Source organism: Mycobacterium sp. UNC410CL29Cvi84 (assembly GCF_000686745.1).
In the GTDB taxonomy this organism is placed as follows: domain Bacteria; phylum Actinomycetota; class Actinomycetes; order Mycobacteriales; family Mycobacteriaceae; genus Mycobacterium; species Mycobacterium mucogenicum_B.
Genome location: NZ_JMLM01000006.1, coordinates 272,498 through 297,016 on the forward strand (window position 1 = coordinate 272,498; position 24,519 = coordinate 297,016).

Genomic DNA, 24,519 nt, shown 5'->3' on the forward strand with positions numbered 1-24,519 from the left:
CGTCGTGGGTCTCAACGACGACGACAACGGCACCGGCGCCGGGAGTGGCGCAGCCTCGCGGCAGAAGCTCGAGAAGGTCGTCATCCGCTTCGCCGGTGACTCCGGTGACGGTATGCAGCTGACCGGTGACCGGTTCACTTCGGAAGCCGCGCTCTTCGGCAATGACCTTGCGACGCAGCCGAATTACCCCGCCGAGATCCGCGCACCACAGGGCACCCTGCCCGGTGTGTCGTCGTTCCAGATCCAGATCGCGGATTACGACATCCTCACCGCCGGTGACCGCCCCGACGTGCTGGTCGCGATGAACCCGGCCGCACTCAAGGCCAACGTCGCCGACCTGCCCCGCGGCGGCATGATCATCGCCAACTCCGACGAGTTCACCAAGCGCAACCTGGCCAAGGTCGGGTACGAGGAGAACCCGCTCGAGAACGACGAGCTGTCCGAGTTCGTGGTCATCCCGGTGGCGATGACCACGCTGACCCTGGCCGCCGTCGAGGCCATCGGCGCGACCAAGAAGGACGGTCAGCGCGCCAAGAACATGTTCGGGCTCGGCCTGCTGTCCTGGATGTACGGCCGCGAGCTGGAGCACAGCGAGGCCTTCATCCGCGAGAAGTTCGCCCGCAAGCCCGAGATCGCCGAGGCCAACGTGCTGGCGCTCAAGGCCGGCTGGAACTACGGCGAGACGACCGAGGCCTTCGGCACCACCTACGAGGTGGCACCGGCCAAGCTCAAGTCCGGTGAATACCGCCAGATCTCGGGCAATACTGCCATGGCGTACGGCATCGTCGCCGCCGGTCAGTTGGGCGACATCCAGGTGGTGCTCGGCACCTACCCGATCACCCCGGCCAGCGACATCCTGCACGAGCTGTCCAAGCACAAGAACTTCAACGTCCTGACCTTCCAGGCCGAGGACGAGATCGCCGGTATCGGCGCGGCCATCGGTGCGTCGTACGGCGGCGCGCTCGGCGTGACCAGCACGTCGGGCCCCGGTGTCTCGCTGAAGTCCGAGGCCATCGGCCTCGCGGTGATGACCGAGCTGCCGCTCATCGTCATCGACGTGCAGCGCGGTGGCCCGTCCACGGGTCTGCCGACCAAGACCGAGCAGGCCGACCTGCTGCAGGCGCTCTACGGCCGCAACGGCGAATCGCCCGTCGCGGTGCTGGCGCCCGCCTCCCCGTCGGACTGCTTCGACATCGCGGTCGAGGCCGTGCGGATCGCCATCGCGTACCACACGCCGGTGATCATCCTGTCCGACGGCGCGATCGCCAACGGCTCCGAGCCGTGGCGTATCCCGGACATCGCGAGCTACCCGGCCATCGAGCACACGTTCGCCAAGTCGGGCGAGCCGTTCCAGCCGTACGCGCGTGACCCCGAGACGCTGGGCCGCCAGTTCGCCATCCCGGGTACCGCCGGCCTGGAGCACCGCATCGGCGGTCTCGAGGCGGCCAACGGCTCCGGCAACATCTCCTACGAGCCCAAGAACCACGACCTCATGGTCCGGTTGCGCCAGCTCAAGATCGACGGCATCAAGGTGCCCGACCTCGAGGTCGACGACCCGAGCGGCGAAGCCGAGCTGCTGATGCTCGGTTGGGGCAGCTCGTACGGCCCCATCGGCGAAGCGTGCCGCCGCGCCCGGCGCAACGGCGTCAAGGTTGCCCACGCGCAGCTGCGCCACCTCAACCCGTTCCCGGCGAACCTCGAAGAGGTCCTGCGCAAGTACGACAAGGTCGTCGTGCCCGAGATGAACCTCGGCCAGCTGGCGCTGCTGCTGCGCGGCAAGTACCTGGTCGACGTCCAGTCGGTGACCAAGGTCGAGGGCATGGCATTCCTGGCCGACGAGGTCGAGGGCATCATCAGCGCGGCGCTGGACGGATCGTTGCGCGAGAAGGAAACTGACAAGGCCAAGTTCGCACGGTTGGCAGCCGCCACCGTGGAAACCGGTGTGGGAGCAAACGCATGACGGATCTGATCGGTGCTGATCTGGGCCTGACCGAAGCCCTCAGCAAGACTGCCCTGGTTCCGACCACGGACCAGCCGCAGAAGGGCAAGGACTTCACCAGCGACCAGGAGGTGCGCTGGTGCCCGGGTTGCGGTGACTACGTCATCCTCAACACCATCCGCAACTTCCTGCCGGAGCTGGGCCTGCGCCGCGAGAACATCGCGTTCATCAGCGGCATCGGCTGCTCGAGCCGGTTCCCGTACTACCTGGAGACCTACGGGTTCCACTCGATCCACGGTCGTGCCCCGACCATCGCCACCGGTCTGGCGCTCGCCCGTCCGGACCTGTCGGTGTGGGTCGTCACCGGTGACGGTGACTCGCTGTCGATCGGTGGTAACCACCTGATCCACGCGCTGCGCCGCAACATCAACATCACGATCCTGCTGTTCAACAACCGGATCTACGGTCTGACCAAGGGCCAGTACTCGCCGACCTCCGAGGTCGGCAAGGTCACCAAGTCGACCCCGATGGGCTCCCTGGACCAGCCGTTCAACCCCGTGTCGCTGGCCCTCGGTGCCGAGGCGACGTTCGTCGGCCGCGCGCTGGACTCCGATCGCAAGGGTCTGACCGAGGTGCTCAAAGCCGCGGCCCAGCACCGCGGTGCCGCCATCGTCGAGATTCTGCAGGACTGCCCGATCTTCAACGACGGCTCCTTCGACGCGCTGCGCAAGGAAGGCGCCGAGGAGCGCCTGATCAACCTGCAGCACGGCCAGCCGATCACCTTCGGCGCGGAGAACGAGTACTGCGTGACCAAGTCCGGCTACGGACTGGAGATCGGGAAGACCGCCGACGTCGATCCGTCGGACATCGTGGTGCACAACGCTCACCTCGACGACCCGGCCTACGCCTTCGCGCTGTCGCGCCTGTCGGAGCAGAACCTCGAGCACACCGTGATGGGTATCTTCCGTCAGGTGAACCGGCCGACGTACGACGACGAAGCGCGGGCTCAGATCGCCTCGGCGCGGGAATCCAAGGCGCACGACACCGCCGCTCTGCAATCCTTGCTGCGTGGCAAGGACACTTGGACAGTCGACGAGTAACAACGCATTGACCGAAGACGCCCCGCTGGCCGCAGTTGTATTGGCCGGCGGGGCGTCTCGTCGTATGGGGCGCGACAAGGCCACCGTGCGGTTCCGCGGGCCGGCGGGGGAGATCACGTTCGTGGAGCAGGCGGTGGCGACGCTGCGAACCCGCTGCCAGGCGGTGTTCGTCATCGCCGCCCGTGGCCAGGGGCTGCCTGACCTGGACGCGGAAGTGTTGCGCGACGCGACTCCCGGCGTGGGACCACTGCTGGCCACCGCTCGTGGTCTGCGCGCGGCGGCCGACGCCGGATACTCGCGCGCCTTCGTGTGCGCCGTGGACATGCCGTATCTGACGACGGAGCTGATCGACGAGCTGGCCGAGTACGCGGCACGTGTCGACGCCGACGTGGTGTTGCCCTGGGACGGGCGGGATCACTACCTGGCGGGTATCTACCGGACCGCGCTGGCCACCCGGGCCGACGAGCTGGTGGCCCACGGGCGGCGCAGCATGCGGGCCCTGGTCGACACCTCCGACACCCAGCGCGTGGTGATGGACCGGCAGCGGGCGCTCGTCAACGTCAACAGCCCGGACGATTTCGTCTGACCTGTCAGCAAAGGTTGACCGCCGGGCAGTGCATTCTTGCATTTCTCGCTGTTCTTCGAATTCGGACTTCTTACAATTCCGCCATATGTGCCGAATTCTCGAATTAGTCGACACAATTCCGTGCAATTGTCCGCTCCGGCACGCCGTGAATTCGAAAGATGTTGCCGCGCAGTAGGTTTGAGTCGTCATGCGGGCCGGTTGATGGTTAACGCCGCTCGAACAGTGCACATCGGGTGCATGAAAAGTGCTGATTGGCGGCGGTGTCGAGCGGCCCTATGAAGTCCAACCGGGTTTGACGCGTACGTCGGCAGCGAACTGCGGCTCCGGCGCAACCGGATTTCACCGGGCGACACGCCGGAGGTTTAACGCGGACACTGCAGAAATGTGCCGCTGACCTGCGACAACTGTGACTCGTGTGAATGGAATTCTGTGTGCCAGGCCACAATTTCATGGTGACCTCTATCACGAAATGTTGCCGAACTGTGATTTGTTAGCGGGGCTTTATATAACGCGTGACCTGCTTATGTTCCTCTCAGGTTCGGCCGTGATCTGCCTGTTATCTGGCTGGGATGGGTTCGACATTGCCCGGCGAATCCTTGCTACGGTCCTCGTGCTGCTCCAAGAGAGCAAATAACTGAAAAACCATGAACCTGCGTGTGAGCGGGATCGCGGTGGGACCAGAGCAGATGGCCTGGTGCCCGTAGTGTCCGCCGGCTTCGAGCCCGGACCGATCAAGCCGCCCCCGCTGTCGTGTCTGACCGAGACGGCACGATCCAGCCCCCTAACGCCTGCCCGGCAGGCAGCAGTTCGCACCGCCTATGCGCGGGCGATGTTTGGCGCGCGCTCGGCGAGAGGAACAACGTGAAGAACATCCGCACAACGCTTGGACTGGTTGCCGTTGCTGGGGCAGTTGCTGTGGCCCCGATGGTCATCGGTACCGGTACCGCGAATGCGGACGGCGGCCACAACTGGGACGCCGTTGCAGCCTGTGAGTCTGGTGGCAACTGGGCGATCAACACCGGCAACGGTTACTACGGTGGGCTGCAGTTCAACCTCGGCACCTGGCGTGCCAACGGCGGCTCGGGCATGCCCCACACCGCCAGCAAGGACGAGCAGATTCGAGTCGCCGAGAACGTCGCCGCCCGTCAGGGCATGGGCGCTTGGCCGGTCTGCGGCCGTCGGGGCTAATTCCCGAAGGCTCAGAGCGCCTCAAACGCTCGAACGAGACAAACAGAGGGTGTCGGACCACACGGTCCGACACCCTCTGTCATTGTCACGGCCGTTGTCCCGGGCGGCCAGGGGTGATCCGTCACTTGATGAAACTATGGGGTATGGCGACGCACGACATCGCGACCGGCCTCGGCACCCTGCGGGTCCACGTCAGTGGTTCTGGCGACCCGATTCTCCTGATGCCCAGTCTGTTGACCGACCACACGCTGTACGCGGCGCAGGTGGCCCACTTCTCTACGAGCTACACCACGATCGCCGTCGACCCGCCGGGGCAGGGGCGCAGCGAGCCGCTGCGCAGTGCCTTCACCTTCGAGGCCAGCGCCCGGGCGTACCTCGACGTCCTGGACGCGCTTGGCCTGCCGTGGGCGCACCTCGTCGGCAATTCGTGGGGCGCCATGATCGGCGGCACGATGTCGGCGACATTCCCCGAGCGGGTCGGGTGTGCGGTGCTGCTCAACGGCACGGCGTCCGAGGGTCCCCGCTGGGACCGCCTGCAGCTCGCGCTGGCGGCCCGGATGACCCGGCTGGCCGGGCGCCCACTCTTCGTGCGGTCGACGGTCGTGCCGCGCTTCCTCGGGAAGACCACGCGGCGGCAGCGGCCCGACCTGGTCGACGGACTGGTGACGATGATCAGGCGCAACGATGCCCGGTCCGCCAGCTTCGCGGTGGAGAGCATCGTGGTCAGGCGGCCCGATCAGCATGCGCTGTTCGGCCACATCGCCGTCCCGACCCTGGTGGTGGCGGGCCGTGAGGACGCGAGTTTCCCGGTCGCCGAAGTACGCCGGATGGCCGAGGCGATTCCGGGCTCGGAGCTGGTGGTCCTGGATCGGATCGGCCACCTGGCCGCCTATGAGGCGCCCGACACCGTCAATGCCCTCATCGACGACTTCCTCGACCGCCACCGCAGGCAATAATCGCGCGAGGTGGCGCGCCGTCATGTGCTAACAACGAAGTCATGGCCCTGACACCGTTCGACGACCTGGATACGTACTTCTCTCTGCCCCGGGTGTCCGGGCTCGCGGTCTCGCCCGACGGCCGCCGCGTCGTCACGATGATCAGCGAGCTGAACGCCAAGGGCGCCGAATTCATCACCGCGGCTTGGGAACTCGACCCCGACGGTCAGCGCGAGGCGCGCCGGCTGACGTACGGAGCCAAGGGGGAGTCCCAGCCGGCGTTCACCGCGGCCGGTGACCTGCTGTTCGTCGCGGCGCGCCCCACCGACACCGACGATGAACCGCCGGCGGCGTTGTGGCGACTGCCCGCCAACGGAGGTGAGGCACAACGGATTCTGGAGCTGGCGGGCGGCGTCAGTGGTGTGCACGCGGCCCACTCAGCCGACGTCGTGGTGGTGACGGCGCCGATGCTCCCGTCGGCCGGCACGCCCGACGATGACAAGCGGCTGCGCACCCTCCGCAAGGACAAGAAGGTGTCGGCGATCCTGCACACCGGATACCCGGTGCGGCACTGGGACCACGACCTGGGCCCGGATCACTCGCACCTGCTCCGTGTCGAATCCGGTGCGGCCCAAGACATCACGCCGCAGCCGGGGATGGCGCTGAACGAGGCCACCGTCGACATCAGCGCGGACGGCAGCTTCGCCGTCGCGTCCTGGGAGCTCCCCGCGCCGGGGGCCGCGCTGCGCAGCGTCCTGGTCCGCATCGACATCGGCACGGGGGAGCGCACCGTCATCGCCGACGACCCGGCCGCCGACCTGGGGCACCCGGCGATCTCGCCCGACGGCACCACCGTCGCGTACCTGCGGGAGACGCACTCGACGCCGGAGCAGGCGCCGCGGATCACCCTGTGCCGCCAGGTCTTCGGTGCCGATCCGGTCGAGCTCACCGCCCACTGGGACCGCTGGCCGGCATCGGTGACCTGGTCTCACGACGGGTCGACCCTGCTGGTCACCGCGGACGACAACGGCCGGGCGCCGATCTTCGCCGTCGACCCGTCGAGCGGCGCGGTCACCCGGTTGACGTACGACGACTTCGCGTACGGCGAGGTGCGGCCCGTCGCCGGTGGCGCGCTGTATGCCCTGCGCAGCAGCTACCTGAGCCCGCCGCATCCGGTCCGGGTCGACGGCGACGGGTCCGTCACCGTGCTCCCGAGTGTCGAATTTCCCGAATTACCAGGCGAATTGGTCGAGCTGACGGCAACCGCGGACGACGGTACGCCCGTTCGTTCCTGGCTGACACTGCCGGCCGGCGATGCCCCCGCGCCGCTGCTGCTGTGGGTGCACGGCGGTCCGCTGGGCAGCTGGAACACGTGGCACTGGCGGTGGAATCCCTGGCTGCTCACCGCGCTCGGCTACGCCGTACTGATGCCGGACCCGGCGCTGTCCACCGGATACGGTCAGGACTTCATCCAACGCGGCTGGGGTGCTTGGGGTTTCGCGCCGTACACCGACCTGATGGCCGCTGTCGACGCGGCGTGCGCGCACCCGCGCATCGACAGCAGCCGGATCGCCGCGATGGGTGGCTCGTTCGGCGGCTACATGGCCAACTGGATCGCCGGGCACACCGACCGGTTCGCCGCCATCGTCACGCACGCCAGCCTGTGGGCGCTGGATCAGTTCGGGCCGACGACCGACGGCGCCTACTGGTGGGCCCGCGAGATGACACCCGAGATGGCCGAACGCAATTCACCGCACCGCCATGTCGAGAACATCACGACCCCGATGCTGGTGATCCACGGTGACAAGGACTATCGCGTCCCGATCGGTGAAGGCCTGCGGTTGTGGAACGACCTGCTGACCCGGTCGGGGCTCCCGGCCGACGACGCCGGCACCACCGCGCACCGCTACCTGTACTACCCGTCCGAAGGGCACTGGATCGCCGCGCCGCAGCACGCCAAGATCTGGTACCAGGTGGTGGCGGCATTCCTGTCCGAGCACGTGCGCAAGGAACACGTCGACCTGCCGGAGACCCTCGGTTAGGTTTGCAGCATGACCGCACCGCAGCGCGAATTCGACATCGTTCTCTATGGCGCCACCGGCTTCGTCGGGAAGCTGACCGCCCAATACCTGGCCGAGAATGGAGGACAGGCGCGGATAGCGCTGGCGGGCCGGTCGATGGACAAACTGGCCGCGGTCCGCGACTCGCTCGGCGCGGCCGGGCAGGGCTGGGGCCTGATCCAGGCCGACGCCTCGTCGCAGCACACCCTCGATGCCATGGCCGAGCGGACCCAGGTGGTGGTCACCACGGTCGGGCCGTACCTCAAATACGGGCTGCCGCTCGTGGCGGCGTGCGCCGCGGCCGGTACCGACTACGCCGACCTCACCGGCGAGAGCCTGTTCATCCGGGAGAGCATCGACCTGTTCCACAAGCAGGCCGCCGACACGGGCGCCCGCATCGTGCACTCGTGCGGATTCGATTCCATCCCTTCGGATCTCACCGTCTACGCGCTGTTCAAGGCCGCCCAGGCGGACGGCGCCGGCGAGCTCACCGACACCGACTACGTGCTCCGCGGATTCTCCGGCGGGGTGTCGGGCGGCACCGTCGCCTCGATGCTCGAGCTGTTCACGCGGACGTCCGGTGACGAGGAACTGCGCCGGACCATGATGGATCCGTACACGTTGACCACCGATCGCGGCGCCGAGCCCGACCTCGGCCACCAGACCGACACCCCGTGGCGCCGGGGCCGGGACATCGCCCCCGAACTCGCCGGCACGTGGACCGGTGCCTTCGTCATGGCGGTCGCCAACACCCGCATCGTGCGGCGCAGCAACGCGCTGCTGGACTGGGAGTACGGGCGCCGGTTGCGGTACGCGGAGCACATGAGCCTGGGGTCGTCGCCCATCGCGCCGGTGGCCTCGGCGCTGGGCACCGCGGCCAACGCGGCCGTCATGAACGTCGGCAGCCGCTTCTTCAACAAGCTGCCCCGTGGTCTCATCGACCGCGTCGTGCCGAAGCCCGGGACCGGGCCCAGCGAGCGTGCGCGCGACAAGGGCTACTACCGCGTCGAGACGTACACCCGCACCACCAGCGGCGCCCGGTACCGCTCGGTCATGGCGCAGCAGGGTGACCCGGGCTACAAGGCGACCGCGGTGCTGCTGGGCGAGAGCGGGCTGGCGCTGGCCCTCGACCGCGATCGGCTCTCGGACCTCAAGGGCGTCCTGACCCCGGCCGCGGCCATGGGCGATGTGTTGATCACCCGGCTGCCGGCCGCCGGCGTCACCTTCGAAACCGAGGCGCTGGGGCGCTGATTCGCGCAGCAAGCGCCGAAGTGCTGTGCCACGCCGCCGACCCGGCTAGTGTCGGCGGCGAGGCGCTTCACACACATCGGTGACGAGGGGAACATGCCATGGCTGGTCTTGACGAACTGCTCAATCAGATTCCGACACAAGAGATTGCGGCCAAGCTCGGCGCTGATGAAGGGGAGGTGAACAGCGCCGTACAACAGCTGGTGCCGCTGCTGCTGGGCGGTGTGCAGCAGACCGCGCAGGACCACCCCGATACCGCGGCCGGCCTCGAAAGCGAAGCCGCCGACCATGCGGCGAGCGGGCTGCTCGACGGGGGCGTGACGGTCGACCAGGTCAACCAGGACCAGGGCGCCGACGCCATCGCGAAGATCTTCGGCGGCAATGACAGCGGCCAGGTCGCGTCGGCGCTGGCCGGTGGTGGCGCGGGCAACAGTGAGCTGATCCAGAAGCTGCTGCCGATCCTGGCGCCCATCGTGCTGGCCTACATCGGCAAGCAGCTCACCGGCGGTGGTGGCGCGGCGTCGACGCCTGCGGCATCCGGCGGCGGCGGACTCGGTGACGTGCTGGGCAACATCCTCGGTGGCGCGCTCAGCGGTAACAAGGCGGGCAGCAACGCGAACTCCGGGGACAACCCGCTCGGCAGCATCCTGGGCAGCGTCCTCGGCGGTGGCGGCAACCAGGGCGCCGGCGGCGTGCTCGGCAGTGTCCTGGGCGGGTTGTTCGGCAACAAGAAGTAGCCCCCGAGGGGCAGTTTTATGTCAGCTCACCGGGTTTACCTAGAATTGGCCGGTGACTGCCAGCGATACACCTGATCCCGCGACCGTGACTGCGGCCGATGCTCTGCCCAAAACGTGGGATCCGAGCGCGGTAGAAGCTGACATGTACCAGGGCTGGGTCGACGCCGGATACTTCACCGCCGACCCGACCAGCGACAAGCCGCCGTACTCCATCGTGCTGCCGCCGCCGAACGTCACCGGCAGCCTGCACATGGGCCACGCGCTCGACCACACCCTGATGGACGCGCTCACCCGCCGGAAGCGCATGCAGGGTTACGAGGTGCTGTGGCTGCCCGGCATGGACCACGCCGGTATCGCCACGCAGACCCTGGTCGAGAAGCAGCTCGCCGCCGAGGGCAAGACCAAGGAGGACTTCGGCCGCGAGGGCTTCGTGGAGAAGGTCTGGGAGTGGAAGCGCGAGTCCGGCGGCACCATCGGTGGCCAGATGCGCCGCCTGGGTGACGGCGTCGACTGGAGCCGCGACCGCTTCACCATGGACGAGGGCCTGTCGCGCGCCGTCCGCACCATCTTCAAGCGGCTTTTCGACGCCGGCCTGATCTACCGCGCCGAGCGGCTGGTCAACTGGTCGCCGGTGCTGGAGACCGCGATCTCCGACCTCGAGGTCAAGTACGACGACGTCGAGGGCGAGCTGGTCTCGTTCCGGTACGGCTCGATGAACGACGCCGAGCCGCACCTGGTCGTGGCAACCACGCGACTCGAGACGATGCTCGGTGACACCGCCATCGCGGTGCACCCCGACGACGAGCGCTACCGCGCACTGGTCGGCAAGACCCTGCCGCACCCGTTCCTGGACCGCGACATCATCATCGTGGCCGACACGCACGTCGACCCCGAATTCGGCACGGGCGCAGTCAAAGTCACGCCGGCCCACGACCCGAACGACTTCGAGATCGGCCTACGGCACAACCTCGCGATGCCGACGATCATGGACACCAAGGGCGCCATCGCCGGTACCGGAACCGAGTTCGACGGCATGGACCGCTTCGAGGCCCGCGTCAAGGTGCGCGAGAAGCTGGCCGCCGAGGGCCGCATCGTCGCCGAGAAGCGGCCGTACCTGCACAGCGTCGGGCACTCCGAGCGCAGCGGTGAGGCCATCGAGCCGCGGCTGTCCATGCAGTGGTGGGTCAAGGTGGAATCGCTGGCCAAGGCTGCCGGTGACGCAGTCCGTAACGGCGACACCGTGATTCACCCGACCAGCCTGGAACCCCGCTGGTTCGCCTGGGTCGACGACATGCACGACTGGTGTATCTCCCGTCAGCTCTGGTGGGGCCACCGCATCCCGATCTGGCACGGCCCCGACGGCGAGACCGTCTGCGTCGGCCCGGACGAGGAGCCGCCCGCAGGCTGGGAGCAGGACCCCGACGTGCTCGACACGTGGTTCTCCTCGGCGCTGTGGCCGTTCTCGACCATGGGTTGGCCGGACAAGACGCCGGAGCTCGAGAAGTTCTATCCGACAACGGTTCTCGTCACGGGCTACGACATCCTGTTCTTCTGGGTGGCCCGCATGATGATGTTCGGCACGTTCGTCGCCGACGACCCGGTGCTCGACGGGGCCAAGGTGCCTTTTGAGAACGTCTTCCTACACGGGCTGATCCGCGATCAGTTCGGCCAGAAGATGAGCAAGTCCAAGGGCAACGGCATCGACCCGCTGGACTGGGTCGAGATGTTCGGCGCCGACGCGCTGCGCTTCACACTGGCTCGCGGCGCCAGCCCCGGCGGCGATCTGTCCATCGGTGAGGACCATGCCCGCGCGTCGCGCAACTTCGCGACGAAGCTGTTCAACGCAACGCGTTTCGCGATGATGAACGGTGCGGCGCCGGCCGCGCTGCCGGCTGCCGCTGAACTCACCGACGCCGACCGCTGGATTCTGGGCCGGCTCGAAGAGGTCCGCGCCGAGGTGGACAGCACGCTGGAGCGCTACGAGTTCAGCCGCGCGTGTGAGGCGCTGTACCACTTCGCCTGGGACGAGTTCTGTGACTGGTACCTGGAGCTCGCGAAAGCCCAACTGTTCGAAGGTGGTTCGCGCGCCGAACACACCAAGGCAGTCCTGGCCGCCGTGCTCGACGTGCTGCTCAAGCTGCTGCACCCAGTCATGCCGTTCGTCACCGAGGCGCTGTGGAAGTCGCTGACCGGTGGTGAGTCGGTCGTCATCGCCGAGTGGCCGCAGGCATCGGGTGTCGCGCTGGACCAGGTGTCCGCGCAGCGGATCACCGACATGCAGAAGCTGATCACCGAGGTCCGCCGGTTCCGAAGTGACCAGGGCCTCAACGACCGGCAGAAGGTGCCCGCGCGCCTGGTGGGCATCAGCGAGGCCGACCTGGATGCCCAGGTGGCCGCCGTGACGTCCCTGGCGTGGCTGACCGAGCCGGCCGACGGCTTCAACCCCTCGGCAGCAGTGGAGGTCCGGCTGTCCAAGGGCACCGTCGTCGTCGAGGTGGACACCTCGGGCACCGTCGACGTCGCCGCCGAGCGGCGCCGGCTCGAGAAGGACTTGGCCGCCGCGCAGAAGGAACTCGCCCAGACCGCAGGCAAATTGGGCAACGAGGCATTCCTCGCGAAGGCGCCGGAGGATGTGGTCGCCAAGATCAAGGCCCGCCAGCAGCTGGCCACCGAAGAGGTCGACCGGATCAATTCCCGGCTGGCGAGCCTGCCGTCCGCATGAGCGCCCCCACACCCGACGAGATCGCCGAACTGCTGCAGGTCGAGTACCTGCTCGACCAGCGGTGGCCGGAGACGAAGATCGAGCCGAGCACCGTCCGGATCGAGGCGCTGCTGGAGATGCTCGGTTCGCCGCAGCGCGGCTACCCGAGCATCCACGTGGCCGGCACCAACGGCAAGACGTCGGTCACCCGGATGATCGACGCGCTGCTGACGGCGTTCTCGCGGCGCACCGGCCGGACGACGAGCCCGCACCTGCAGGCCGCCACCGAACGCATCGCGATCGACGGAAAGCCCATCAGCCCAGCGCAATACGTCGCCACCTATACCGAGATCGAGCCGTTCGTCGAGATCGTCGACCGGCAGTCGGAAGCGGGTGAGCTGGGTGAGCCCGGCCCCAAGATGAGCAAGTTCGAGGTGCTCACCGCCATGGCGTTCGCGGCCTTCGCCGATGCGCCGGTGGACGTCGCGGTTGTCGAGACCGGCCTGGGCGGACGTTGGGATGCCACCAACGTCGTCGACGCCCCGGTCGCGGTGATCACACCGATCGGCTTGGACCACACCGATTATCTCGGCGACACCATCGCCGCGATCGCGGGGGAGAAGGCCGGCATCATCGCCCGCCAGCAGCCCGACCTGGTGCCCGCCGGCACCGACCCCAGCACCGTCGCGGTGATCGCCCGCCAGCCCGCCGAAGCCATGGAAGTGCTGATGGCACAGGCGGTTACGGCCGACGCCGCTGTGGCGCGGGAGGACTCCGAGTTCGCCGTCCGCGGCCGGCAGGTCGCCGTCGGTGGGCAGCTGCTGGAACTGCAGGGCCTCGGTGGCGTCTACACCGACATCTTCCTGCCGCTGCACGGCGAGCACCAGGCGCACAACGCCGTCCTGGCGCTGGCCGCTGTCGAGGCGTTCTTCGGCGCCGGGGCCGACCGTCAGCTCGACGTCGAAACCGTGCGCCAGGGGTTCGCCTCGGTGTCCACACCCGGCCGGCTGGAGCGGATGCGCAGCGCCCCAACGGTATTCATCGACGCCGCGCACAACCCGGCCGGCGCCGCCGCACTCGCTGACGCGCTGCAGACGGAGTTCGAGTTCCGGTTCCTGGTCGGTGTCATCTCGGTCATGGCCGACAAGGACGTGGCCGGCATCCTGGCCGCGCTCGAGCCGGCGTTCGATCTGGTGGTGGTGACCCACAACGGGTCGCCGCGCGCCATGGACACCGAGACGCTGGCGTCCCTGGCGGAGGAGACCTTCGGACCAGAGCGCGTCATCACCGCGCCGAACCTGCCCGACGCCATCGAGGCGGCGACGGCGCTGGTGGAGGAGTCGGGCAACGACTACGGCTCGTCGGACGGCTTCTCCGGCTCGGGCATGGTGATCACCGGCTCGGTCGTGACGGCCGGTGCGGCCCGCACCTTGTTCGGAAAGGACCCGGCATGACGGCCCCGAACCAGCCCGACCCCTGGAAGAGCTTCCGTGGCGTGATGGCCGGGACCCTGATCCTCGAAGTCATCGTGGTGCTGCTGGCGCTGCCGGTGGTGTCGGTGTTCCACGGTGGCCTGACGCCGCTCAGCAGCGGCTACCTCATCGGCATGGCGGTCGTACTGGCCCTGTTGTCGGGGATGCAGGGCCGGCCGTGGGCACTCTGGGTCAACATCGGCATGCAGTTCGTGCTGATCCTGGGCGCGTTCATCGACGTCACCATCGGCATCGTCGGCATCATCTTCCTGCTCGTCTGGGTCCTGATCGCGTACCTGCGGTCCGAGGTCAAGCGGCGCCAGGACCGCGGCCTGCTGCCCGGCCAGCAGTGAGTTCCGCCCGAATCGTTCGATTCGGTTACTGACTAGTACGCTGTCCGCCGTGACTGAGCAGACCCTTGTTTTGATCAAGCCCGACGGCGTCAAGCGCAACCTGATCGGCGAAATCATCAGCCGGATCGAGCGCAAGGGCCTGACCTTCGCTGCGCTGGAGCTGAAGACCGTCAGCGTGGAGCTGGCGACCAAGCACTACGCCGAGCACGAGGGCAAGCCTTTCTTCGGTGACCTGCTGGAATTCATCACCTCCGGCCCGGTTGTGGCCGCCATCGTCGAGGGCCCGCGTGCCGTCGCCGCGTTCCGGCAGATCGCCGGCGGCACCGACCCGGTGGAGAAGGCCGCGACCGGCACCATCCGTGGTGACCTGGCCCTGATCACCCAGGACAACCTTGTGCACGGCTCGGATTCGCCGGAGTCCGCGGCCCGTGAAATCGCCCTGTGGTTTCCCGCCGGCTGAGCCGGCAATTGGCCCGGTAACTGACACTGTGGTCCGCCGGTAGCTGAGCTACCGGCGGCACCTCGTCGGAGATTGGCCGGCGATGTGGGATACTGGCCTACGGGTGACCTGCTTCATACCAGGAGCGGACGCCCGGATGAAGACTTAGACGACGCGACCACCCGGAGAAATCCGGGTGCGGCGCCGACCGTCCAGCCATCATTCAGCCAGGCACCGAGGGCTCCCCGTGGGCCGCTAGGTGCGAGACCACAACAATCTCGGGAGAAGTTCCCCGAGCCAATACAAGAAGCCCTCGCGTGGCCGCGTCGCAGGACGCGCCCGGGGGCTTGAGGAGAATACGTGGCCGACGATGCCCAACTTGAAGACCGATCCGAAGACGCCGGCAGTGCAGCGGAGCCGATAGAGCTCCCGGAGCGCCTGCGGATTTTCTCGCTCGCCCGGATCCTCGGGACGACCAGCAAGAAGATCACCGAGACGCTCGCCGAGGTCGACGGTAGGCCCCGCAACCCGGCTTCCACGGTGACCCGTGCCGAGGCCGAGCGCGTCCGTGACCTGCTGGGACTCGGTGGCGAAGCGACGCAGGACCCGGCACCCGCCGCACCGGCGGAGGCCGCCGAGCCGGCAGCCGAAGTGCTGGTCGAGGTCGTCAGCGAAACCTCTGAAGTGACCGCCGAGGTCGCCGTCGAAGCCGTCGACGTCGCCGAAGCCGCTGTCGAGATCGCCCGCGAGGCGGCCGATGCCGGTGCCGCGGAGCCCGACGAAGACGAGCCCGAGTCGCGCCTGCTGCTCGAGACGGTCCCGGCGCCCGCCGCTGAGCCCGCCGACTACCTGCCGCTGTTCGTGGCGCCGCAGCCCGTGACGTTCCGGCCGCCGGCCGAGCCCGACGACTTCGCTGACGACGACACCGCCGACGAGGCGGCCGACGCCGCCGACGAGGGTGGCGAGGACGGCACCGACGAAGACGGTGAGCGGCCCGCCAACCGGCGCCGTCGTCGTGGTCGCCGGGGACGTGGCCGCGGCCGGGGTGAACAGAGCAGCGACGACGCGACCGACGGTGACGCCGAAGGTGAGACGCAGGACGCGTCGGCCGAGGGCGACGAGGACACCGACGGCGAGGCCGACGAGGACGCCGGTGACGACGACGCGAACGCGTCGGACGGTGCCAGCCGTCGTCGCCGTCGTCGCCGCCGCCGCAAGTCGGGCGGTGCCGGTGGTGACGATGCCGATGGCGAGGCCGGTTCGCCGGACGACCCGCCCAACACCGTCGTCCACGAGCGCGCCCCGCGCGCCAAGTCGGACAACAACGAAATCCAGGGCATCACCGGGTCCACCCGGTTGGAGGCCAAGCGGCAGCGCCGTCGCGACGGCCGTGACGCGGGCCGCCGGCGTCCGCCGATCCTGAGCGAGGCCGAGTTCCTGGCCCGCCGCGAAGCCGTCGAGCGCGTGATGGTGGTGCGCGACAAGATCCGCACCGAGCCGCCGCACGAAGGTGCCCGGTACACCCAGATCGCCGTGCTGGAAGACGGCGTCGTCGTCGAGCACTTCGTCACGTCCGCGGCGTCGGCCAGCCTGGTCGGCAACATCTACCTCGGCATCGTGCAGAACGTGCTGCCCTCGATGGAGGCGGCATTCGTCGACATCGGCCGCGGCCGCAACGGTGTGCTCTACGCCGGTGAGGTCAACTGGGAGGCCGCCGGCCTCGGCGGCAACAACCGCAAGATCGAGCAGGCGCTCAAGCCCGGCGACTACGTCGTCGTCCAGGTCAGCAAGGACCCGGTCGGGCACAAGGGCGCCCGCCTCACCACGCAGATTTCGCTGGCCGGTCGCTACCTGGTGTACGTGCCCGGGGCCTCGTCGACCGGGATCAGCCGCAAGCTGCCCGACACCGAGCGGCAGCGCCTGAAGGAAATCCTCAAGGAGGTCGTGCCTGCCGACGCCGGTGTGATCATCCGCACCGCGTCCGAGGGCGTGAAGGAAGAGGACATCCGCTCGGACGTCAATCGGCTGCAGGAACGCTGGAACCAGATCGACACCGAGGCCACAACTATCAAGGCCAAGGCCGCCGGCGCCGCAGTGGCGCTGTACGAAGAGCCCGACGTCCTGGTCAAGGTCATCCGCGACCTGTTCAACGAGGATTTCTCCAAGCTCGTGGTGTCAGGTGACGAGGCCTGGAACACCATCAACGGCTACGTGAGTTCCGTTGCGCCCGAACTGCTTTCGCGTATGTCGCAGTACGAGCCCGCCGGTGGGCCCACGGGTCCGGACGTGTTCTCGGTGTACCGCATCGACGAGCAGCTGGCGAAGGCGATGGATCGCAAGGTGTGGCTGCCCTCGGGCGGCACCCTGGTGATCGACCGCACCGAGGCCATGACCGTCGTCGACGTCAACACCGGCAAGTTCACCGGCTCGGGCGGCAACCTGGAGCAGACGGTCACCCGCAACAACCTCGAAGCGGCCGAGGAGATCGTCCGTCAGCTACGGCTGCGGGACATCGGCGGCATCATCGTCATCGACTTCATCGACATGGTGCTCGAATCCAACCGTGACCTGGTGCTGCGCCGCCTCACCGAGGCGCTGGCCCGGGACCGGACCCGCCACCAGGTGTCCGAGGTCACCTCACTCGGACTGGTGCAGCTGACCCGCAAGCGTCTCGGCACCGGCCTGATCGAGGCGTTCTCCACGACTTGTTCGCACTGCGCGGGCCGCGGCATCGTGCTGCACGGCGATCCGGTGGACACCGCATCGGCGAACGGCCGCAAGGCCGAGGCCGCCGGCGGTGCCGGTGGTGGCGGTGGCCGGCGCAGCAAGCGCGCCAAGAAGGCCGCGCCGCGCGCCGAGGAGACTCCGGTGGCCAAGGTGCCGCCGCACCCGCAGGGCGAGCACCCGATGTTCAAGGCCATGGCGGCCGCGAACGGCAAGCACGAGGACGAACTCGACGACGAAGACGTCACCGAGGACACCGAGGGCCTGGTCGATGAAGCGGCCGACAGCGATGCCGTCGAGTCCACCGAGGTGCTGACCGAGCTGGACACCGACGAAGACGTCGAAGACGACGAGGACGCCGACGAGTCCGAAGACGACGAGGACGCCGAGGACGACGAACTCGAAGTCGAGCTCGACGAGGATTTCGAGGACAGCGACGACGACAACGACGAGCTGGACCTCGACGACGACACCGACGACGACGAAGACGACTCGGACGACGACGACTCGGATGAGGACGACGAAGACGAGGACGACGACGAAGACGACGACGAGGACGAGGACGATCAGCCCGCTGAACCGGCCGTCGCCCGGGCTCCCGTCGTCCGGCAGCGGCGCCGCGCCGCGGCCCGTCCCGCCGGTCCGCCGGTCGGAGGTGTCGATGGCTGATGCCGTGAGGGTCCACGCGGTTTGACCCTCGAATAACTGGTCACGTACCCTTGACCAGTTGTCGCCTGGCCGACACCGGCGACAGTGTGTGCCTACCGGCCCCGCACCACAGACCCGCGCTCGCAGCCTTCGGGTGGCGCGCGCCCCGCAGTAGACGAAACGAAGAACAGAGGAACACCAACGATGGCAGCCGATAACGCCACGTACGCAATCGTCAAGACTGGTGGCAAGCAGTACAAGGTTGCCGTCGGTGACGTGGTCAAGATCGAGAAGCTCGACGCTGAGCAGGGCGCCTCGGTGTCGCTGCCCGTCGCTCTCGTGGTCGAGGGTGCGAAGGTCACCACCAGCGCCGACGCGCTGGCCAAGGTCGCTGTCACCGGTGAGGTGCTCGAGCACACCAAGGGCCCGAAGATCCGTATCCACAAGTTCAAGAACAAGACCGGCTACCACAAGCGCCAGGGCCACCGTCAGCAGCTGACGGTCGTCAAGGTCACCGGCATCAAGTAAGTAAGGGAGCGAACAGACATGGCACATAAAAAGGGCGCGTCCAGCTCTCGTAACGGTCGCGATTCAGCCGCCCAGCGGCTCGGCGTCAAGCGCTTCGGCGGCCAGGTCGTCAAGGCCGGCGAGATCCTCGTCCGTCAGCGCGGCACCCACTTCCACCCGGGCGTGAATGTCGGTCGCGGTGGCGACGACACCCTGTTCGCCACGGCCGCCGGCTCGGTGCTCTTCGGCTCCAAGCGTGGTCGCAAGACGGTCAACATCGTCCCGGTCGAGGCTTAACCTTTTCCCACGAGGTGTGAAGCTGCCACGAGGTTTCGCCTCGTGGCAGCTTTTCTTTTTCTTGAGGGAGAGGACGTCAGATGGCACCCCGGTTCGTTGACCGTGTGGTGATCCACGCGCGCGCCGGCAACGGCGGCAATGGCTGTGCATCGGTACACCGCGAGAAGTTCAAGCCGCTCGGTGGGCCGGACGGCGGCAACGGCGGCAAGGGCGGCAGCATCGTCCTGGTCGTCGACCCGCAGGTGCACACCTTGCTGGACTTCCACTTCCGCCCGCACGTCGACGCACCCTCCGGCAAGCCCGGCGCCGGCAGTAATCGGGACGGGGCCGCGGGCGCCGATCTCGAGGTCCACGTGCCCGACGGCACCGTCGTGCTCGATGACCAGGGCCGCATGCTGGCCGACCTGGTGGGTGCCGGTACCCGCTTCGAGGCCGCCGCCGGTGGCCGCGGCGGGCTGGGCAACGCCGCACTGGCCTCGCGGGCCCGCAAGGCGCCCGGCTTCGCGCTGCTGGGGGAGAAGGGCGAGATCCGGGATCTCACCCTCGAACTCAAGACGGTCGCCGATGTGGGCCTCGTCGGTTTCCCGTCGGCCGGTAAATCCTCTCTGGTGTCGGCCATCTCGGCCGCCAAGCCGAAGATCGCGGACTACCCGTTCACCACACTCGTGCCCAACCTCGGTGTGGTCTCGGCGGGCGACAACACGTTCACCGTCGCCGACGTCCCCGGCCTGATCCCCGGCGCCTCGGAAGGCCGCGGCCTCGGCCTGGACTTCCTGCGGCACATCGAACGCTGCGCCGTGCTGGTGCATGTGGTGGACTGCGCGACCCTGGAGCCGGGGCGTGACCCGATCTCCGACATCGAGGCGCTCGAGGCCGAGCTGGCCGCGTATACGCCGACGCTGCAAGGGGATTCGACGCTGGGCGACCTGGCAGAGCGTCCCCGTGCGGTGCTGCTCAACAAGATCGACGTGCCCGACGCCCGCGAACTCGCCGACTTCGTGAAGGAAGAGGTGGCGGCCAAGTACGGCTGGCCCGTCTACGAAATCTCGACCGTCAGCCGAGATGGCCTGCGCCCCTTGACCTTTGCCCTGTGGGACATGGTCGCGGCGTACCGCGCCGCACAGCCCGTGGTGGCCCCGCGCCGTCCGATCATCCGGCCCGTCGCGGTCAACGAGACCGGCTTCACCGTCGAATCGGACGGTTCGGGCGGCTTCATCGTGCGCGGTACCCGGCCGGAACGCTGGATTGCCCAGACGGCCTTCGACAACGACGAGGCGGTCGGTTACCTCGGTGACCGCCTGGCGCGCCTGGGTGTCGAGGACGAACTGCTCAAGAAGGGTGCCCGCGCGGGCTGCGCGGTGACCATCGGCGACGTCACCTTCGACTGGGAGCCGCAGACGCCTGCGGGTGTCGACATGCAGATGTCCGGTCGCGGCACCGACATTCGCCTGGAGCAGACCGACCGCGTCGGGGCCGCGGAACGCAAGGCGGCCCGCAAGGAGCGTCGTCGGTCGGCGGAGGACACCGAGGACGACCTGTGACGCAGGGCTCCGGCACGGTCTCGGCGCATCGCGAGGCCGTGCGCACCGCGCGCAGCGTCGTCGTCAAGATCGGCACCACGGCGCTCACCGCGCCCAACGGCATGTTCGACGCCAATCGGCTGGCCACGCTGGCCGACGCCATCGAGAAGCGGATGAAGGCCGGTTCGGACGTCGTGATCGTGTCGTCCGGCGCCATCGCCGCCGGCATCGAGCCGCTCGGCCTGAGCCGGCGCCCGACGGACCTGGCCACCAAGCAGGCCGCGGCCAGCGTGGGGCAGGTGGCCCTCGTCAACTCGTGGAGTGCGGCGTTCGGCCGGTACGACCGGACCGTCGGGCAGGTACTGCTGACCGCCCACGACATCGCCCAGCGCGCGCAGCACAACAACGCGCAGCGCACGCTGGACCGGCTGCGGGCGCTGCACGCGGTCGCGATCGTCAACGAGAACGACACAGTGGCCACCAACGAAATCCGGTTCGGTGACAACGACCGGCTGTCGGCCCTGGTGGCCCAGCTGGTCGGGGCCGACGCGCTGATCCTGCTGAGTGACATCGACGGGCTGTACGACTCCGACCCCCGCAAGGGCAATGCGCGCTTCATCCCCGAGGTCGCCGCGTCGGGTGACCTCGACGGCGTGTCTGCGACCGGGGGCAGCCACCTGGGCACCGGCGGCATGGCCTCCAAGCTGTCGTCGGCGCTGCTGGCCGCCGATGCCGGTGTGCCGGTCCTGCTCGCGGCCGCCAGCGACGCGGCTGCCGCACTGACCGACGCCTCGGTGGGCACGGTCTTCGCGGCGCGCCCCGAGCGCATGTCGGCGCGCCGGTTCTGGGTGCGCTACGCGGCGGAGACGACGGGGACCCTGACGCTGGACGCCGGTGCGGTGCGGGCGGTCGTCGGGCAAAGAAAATCTTTGCTTCCCGCCGGGATCACCGCGGTCGCCGGACGCTTCCATGGCGGCGACGTCGTCGAGTTGCATGGCCCCGACGGCACCGCGGTGGCGCGGGGCGTCGTCGCGTACGACGATTCCGAGCTCGCGGGCATCATCGGCCGGTCCACCCCCGAACTGCCCGTCGAGCTGCGCCGACCCGCCGTGCACGCCGATGACCTGGTAGCAATTTGACGTCGACTTTGTGTGTATTTGGCTAGAATCGACGCCTCGTTCGGTGTTTTCCCTGCTGGAGAAGGCCTACCCATTAAATTAGGGTTATGCTGCCTTCGACACCTGACGCAGCAAACAGAATTGAGGGGGCGATGGCGAGACAGTCCGTGCTGGCGGTCGGCGCGCATCCCGATGACATCGAACTGGGCTGCGGCGGTGCGCTGGCAAAGCATGTCGCGGCCGGCGACCGGGTCACGATGTTGGTGGTGACCCGCGGCGAGGAGGGGCCCGGCGACTCGCAGGAGCGGGTGCGCGAGCAGCTCCGCGCGGTGGAGGTGCTCGGGGTCCACGAACTGCTGTGGGGCCAGGGTTTCGGCGACTGCCGCGTTTCGCTGCAGGAGTTCGAGCTGGTTCACCTGATCGAAGACGCCATCGAAAAGTCCTCTGCCACAATCGTTTACACCCACACGGCCAACGACAGTCATCAGGACCACCGGGTGGTCTCCCGCTGTACCCTCGGTGCGGCGCGCTGGGTGTCGTCGATCATGACGTACGGCGGACCGTCGGCCATCGGTTTCAATCCGACGGCGTTCGTCGATATCTCCGATTCGCTGGACAAGAAGATCGAAGCCCTGATGTCGCACGTGTCGCAGGCCGAGGCCAGCGAGAAGGTCAGTGCCTCGTGGGTGCGCAGTTCCGCTGAGCACTACGGCTTCCTGTGCCGCCGGGCGTTCGCCGAGGGTTTCGAACCGGCCCGACTGGTCGTCGATTTCTGACCCTGTGCCGACCGTTCTCATTGTCGGTGCCGGCCCGACCGGGCTGGGCGCTGCCGTCCGGCTGACCGAACTCGGGATCGACCACGTGGTGGTGGACGCCGGCGATCAAGTCGGCGGCATGGCCACGTCGGTGCGCGACGCACACGGTTTCACCTGGGATCTCGGCGGCCACGTGCTGCACAGCCACTTCGCGGAGTTCGACCGTGCGGTCGACGCCTCGGGCGTCAAGATGAACGACGTCGCCCGCAACGGCTGGGTGTGGCTCGACGGCAGCGGGCCGCAGAGTCTGGTGCCCACGCCCATCCAGCAGCAACTCGACGCGATGCCGACCGACCTGTACCCGGACGCACCGCTGCACAACCTCGCCGATTATTACCGCAACAATTTCGGTGGCAAACTTTTTGACGAATTTTTCGGGCCCTACAACTACAAGATGTGGACGGCCCCGCTCGAGCACATCGACCACGAATGGACGTCGTTGCGCAGCGGCAGCGCCGCGCCGAACGTGCCGCGCCTCGGCTTGGCCGGCTCGGCGACGGCCCCCGCGGGCAGTTTCCCGTATCCGATCGGCGGCACCGGGGCGCTGTGGCAGGGCGTGCACGACCGGCTGCTGGCGCCCGGGACGGTGCGGCTCGGCACCCGCGTCGTCGACGTCGATGTGGCCGGGCGGGTCGCTACGCTCGACGACGGCTCGACCGTCGCGTACGACCACTGCGTCAGCTCGGCGCCGCTGACGACGGCCTGGGGCTGGCTCGGTGGCGCCGGAGCGCAGGGGACGGCCGAGCGAAATACCTTGTGCGCCAGTCGTATCTACGCGGTCGGATTGGGTTACCGGGGTGCGGCGCCCGAGGCGTTGGCCGACAAGACCTGGCTGTACTGCCCGGACCTGGGCGTGCCGTGGTACCGGGCCACGATGCTGAACAACTACGACCCCGCCAACGCCGGCGACGGCCGCTGGAACGTGCTGTGCGAGGTGCCGCAGCTGCCCGGACAGGCACTGACCGCCGACGATGCGGTGCGGCGCACCGAGGAATCACTGCGGGCGCTGGGGGCCGAGTCGGACAACGTGGTGAGCCGGTTCGTGCAGGAGGTCCCGATGGGTTATCCGGTGCCGACCCTGGGTCGTGACGACATCGTGCGGACCGTCGACGAGCGGCTGCGTGCGCACGGCTTCTACAGCCGCGGCCGGTTCGGCGGGTGGCGCTACGAGTCGTCGAACCAGGACTACGGCTACATGCAGGGCCGGGAGGCCGTGGACAACGCGTTGTCCGGTACGCCGGAGGACGTCTACTGGCACCCGGACAGGTTCTGAGCGGCCAATTCGCCGGCCAGTAGCGCGAGGATTTCCGAACAGCCACTCTCGATCTTCACCGTCGCCAGGTCGTCGCCGCGGGTGGTGCCGCGGTTGATGATGGCGACGGGCTTGCCGGCGGCGGCCGCGTACCGGACGAAGCGGTAGCCCGAGTACACCGTCAACGACGATCCCGCGACCAGCAGCGCGTCGGCCGCGTCGACCATGCCGTACGCCTGTTGCACGCGGTCTTTCGGCACGCTGTCGCCGAAGTACACGATGTCGGGTTTGAGGATGCCGCCGCAGCGCGGACAGTCCAGGTACCGGAATGTCGCGGTGTCCTCGACCGTGGCGTCGGCGTCGGGGGCCACGCCGATACTGCCGACCTCGGCCCGTTCGGTGAACCCGGGATTGAGCCGTTCCAGTTCGACGGCCAGCGCGGCCCGGGTCATGGTGTGCCTGCAGCTCAGGCAGACGACCTGCGCGTAGGTGCCGTGCAGGTTCACCACGGTCCGGGAGCCGGCCTTGGTGTGCAGTAGGTCGACGTTCTGGGTGATGACGCCGGTGACCAGGCCCGCGCGTTCCAGGGCGGCCACGGCGCGGTGGCCGGCGTTGGGCCGGCGGGCGGCCATGTGCCGCCAGCCGATGTGGTTGCGGGCCCAGTACCGCTGCCGGAAGGCCGGCCCGGACAGGAACTGCTGGATGGTCATCGGATTGCTCGGCGGCGAGTCCGGTCCGCGATAGTCCGGGATGCCCGAATCGGTGGAGATACCGGCGCCGGTCAGCACGGCGAGACGCCGGTCGGCCAGCAGATTGACCAGTTCAGGAGCCTGCACGTCATCGAGGGTAGGCCGTCCGCGGGGTGACGCGACGTGACGGC

At 68.3% G+C, this 24,519-nt stretch carries 19 protein-coding genes and 1 pseudogene; 19 read left to right on the forward strand and 1 reads right to left on the reverse strand.

Annotated features, from left to right (window positions below; genetic code table 11):
• Positions 1-4 precede the first annotated feature (4 nt).
• The 19 genes and pseudogenes from BR47_RS0109675 (at position 5) to BR47_RS0109770 (ending at position 23,660) form a co-directional block, all read left to right on the forward strand.
• On the forward strand, positions 5-1,960 hold the full coding sequence (locus BR47_RS0109675; protein WP_029119379.1) for a 2-oxoacid:acceptor oxidoreductase subunit alpha: 1,956 nt from the start codon (positions 5-7) through the stop codon (positions 1,958-1,960).
• Positions 1,957-3,039: a 2-oxoacid:ferredoxin oxidoreductase subunit beta gene (locus BR47_RS0109680; RefSeq protein ID WP_020102194.1), complete on the forward strand. Its 1,083-nt coding sequence runs from the start codon at positions 1,957-1,959 to the stop codon at positions 3,037-3,039. Before BR47_RS0109675 ends, BR47_RS0109680 begins: the two co-directional genes overlap by 4 nt.
• A 7-nt stretch (positions 3,040-3,046) precedes the next feature.
• Positions 3,047-3,625 carry a molybdenum cofactor guanylyltransferase gene (gene mobA / locus BR47_RS0109685; protein ID WP_029119380.1) on the forward strand — a complete coding sequence of 193 codons (579 nt, stop codon included), beginning with the start codon at positions 3,047-3,049 and terminating at the stop codon, positions 3,623-3,625.
• Between the two features lie 966 nt (positions 3,626-4,591).
• Positions 4,592-4,813, forward strand: a pseudogene (locus tag BR47_RS0109695) (transglycosylase family protein); the annotation flags it as partial.
• 143 nt (positions 4,814-4,956) lie between these two features.
• Positions 4,957-5,769 (forward strand): alpha/beta fold hydrolase, encoded by an 813-nt coding sequence (locus tag BR47_RS0109700; protein WP_051634709.1) that lies wholly within the window; start codon positions 4,957-4,959, stop codon positions 5,767-5,769.
• A 41-nt stretch (positions 5,770-5,810) separates the two neighbouring features.
• A complete protein-coding gene (locus BR47_RS0109705; protein WP_029119382.1) occupies positions 5,811-7,790 on the forward strand; it encodes a S9 family peptidase in 1,980 nt (659 codons plus the stop codon).
• Between the two features lie 9 nt (positions 7,791-7,799).
• Positions 7,800-9,059: a saccharopine dehydrogenase family protein gene (locus tag BR47_RS0109710; RefSeq protein WP_029119383.1), complete on the forward strand. Its 1,260-nt coding sequence runs from the start codon at positions 7,800-7,802 to the stop codon at positions 9,057-9,059.
• A gap of 98 nt (positions 9,060-9,157) precedes the next feature.
• A complete protein-coding gene (locus BR47_RS0109715; RefSeq protein WP_020102187.1) occupies positions 9,158-9,793 on the forward strand; it encodes a DUF937 domain-containing protein in 636 nt (211 codons plus the stop codon).
• Between the two features lie 52 nt (positions 9,794-9,845).
• Positions 9,846-12,515 (forward strand): valine--tRNA ligase, encoded by a 2,670-nt coding sequence (locus tag BR47_RS0109720; RefSeq protein WP_029105386.1) that lies wholly within the window; start codon positions 9,846-9,848, stop codon positions 12,513-12,515.
• Positions 12,512-13,948, forward strand: a complete 1,437-nt coding sequence (folC, locus tag BR47_RS0109725) for a bifunctional tetrahydrofolate synthase/dihydrofolate synthase (protein ID WP_029119384.1) — start codon at positions 12,512-12,514, stop codon at positions 13,946-13,948. The genes BR47_RS0109720 and folC overlap by 4 nt, the downstream gene beginning before the upstream one ends.
• Positions 13,945-14,319 carry a DUF4233 domain-containing protein gene (locus tag BR47_RS0109730; protein WP_020102184.1) on the forward strand — a complete coding sequence of 125 codons (375 nt, stop codon included), beginning with the start codon at positions 13,945-13,947 and terminating at the stop codon, positions 14,317-14,319. The genes folC and BR47_RS0109730 overlap by 4 nt, the downstream gene beginning before the upstream one ends.
• Before the next feature lie 49 nt (positions 14,320-14,368).
• Positions 14,369-14,779, forward strand: coding sequence for a nucleoside-diphosphate kinase (gene ndk / locus BR47_RS0109735; protein WP_029119385.1), 411 nt, complete (start codon positions 14,369-14,371; stop codon positions 14,777-14,779).
• Positions 14,780-15,118: 339 nt separating this feature from the next.
• Positions 15,119-18,151: a ribonuclease E gene (gene rne, locus BR47_RS0109740; RefSeq protein WP_029119386.1), complete on the forward strand. Its 3,033-nt coding sequence runs from the start codon at positions 15,119-15,121 to the stop codon at positions 18,149-18,151.
• A 183-nt stretch (positions 18,152-18,334) separates the two neighbouring features.
• Positions 18,335-18,658, forward strand: coding sequence for a 50S ribosomal protein L21 (rplU, locus tag BR47_RS0109745; RefSeq protein ID WP_020102181.1), 324 nt, complete (start codon positions 18,335-18,337; stop codon positions 18,656-18,658).
• Positions 18,659-18,676: 18 nt separating this feature from the next.
• Positions 18,677-18,934, forward strand: a complete 258-nt coding sequence (gene rpmA / locus BR47_RS0109750) for a 50S ribosomal protein L27 (RefSeq protein ID WP_020102180.1) — start codon at positions 18,677-18,679, stop codon at positions 18,932-18,934.
• Between the two features lie 80 nt (positions 18,935-19,014).
• The gene (gene obgE, locus BR47_RS0109755; RefSeq protein ID WP_036420786.1) at positions 19,015-20,475 is read left to right on the forward strand and encodes a GTPase ObgE; all 1,461 of its coding nucleotides are present in this window, start codon (positions 19,015-19,017) and stop codon (positions 20,473-20,475) included.
• Positions 20,472-21,593 (forward strand): glutamate 5-kinase, encoded by a 1,122-nt coding sequence (gene proB, locus BR47_RS0109760; protein ID WP_029119387.1) that lies wholly within the window; start codon positions 20,472-20,474, stop codon positions 21,591-21,593. Before obgE ends, proB begins: the two co-directional genes overlap by 4 nt.
• 131 nt (positions 21,594-21,724) lie before the next feature.
• Positions 21,725-22,348, forward strand: coding sequence for a PIG-L deacetylase family protein (locus BR47_RS0109765; protein WP_020102177.1), 624 nt, complete (start codon positions 21,725-21,727; stop codon positions 22,346-22,348).
• Positions 22,349-22,352: 4 nt separating this feature from the next.
• A complete protein-coding gene (locus BR47_RS0109770; protein WP_029119388.1) occupies positions 22,353-23,660 on the forward strand; it encodes a protoporphyrinogen/coproporphyrinogen oxidase in 1,308 nt (435 codons plus the stop codon).
• On the opposite strand, the gene BR47_RS0109775 is transcribed toward BR47_RS0109770, so the two are convergent.
• A complete protein-coding gene (locus BR47_RS0109775) occupies positions 23,636-24,475 on the reverse strand; it encodes an NAD-dependent protein deacetylase (RefSeq protein WP_029119389.1) in 840 nt (279 codons plus the stop codon). The genes BR47_RS0109770 and BR47_RS0109775 overlap by 25 nt on opposite strands.
• Positions 24,476-24,519 lie beyond the last annotated feature (44 nt).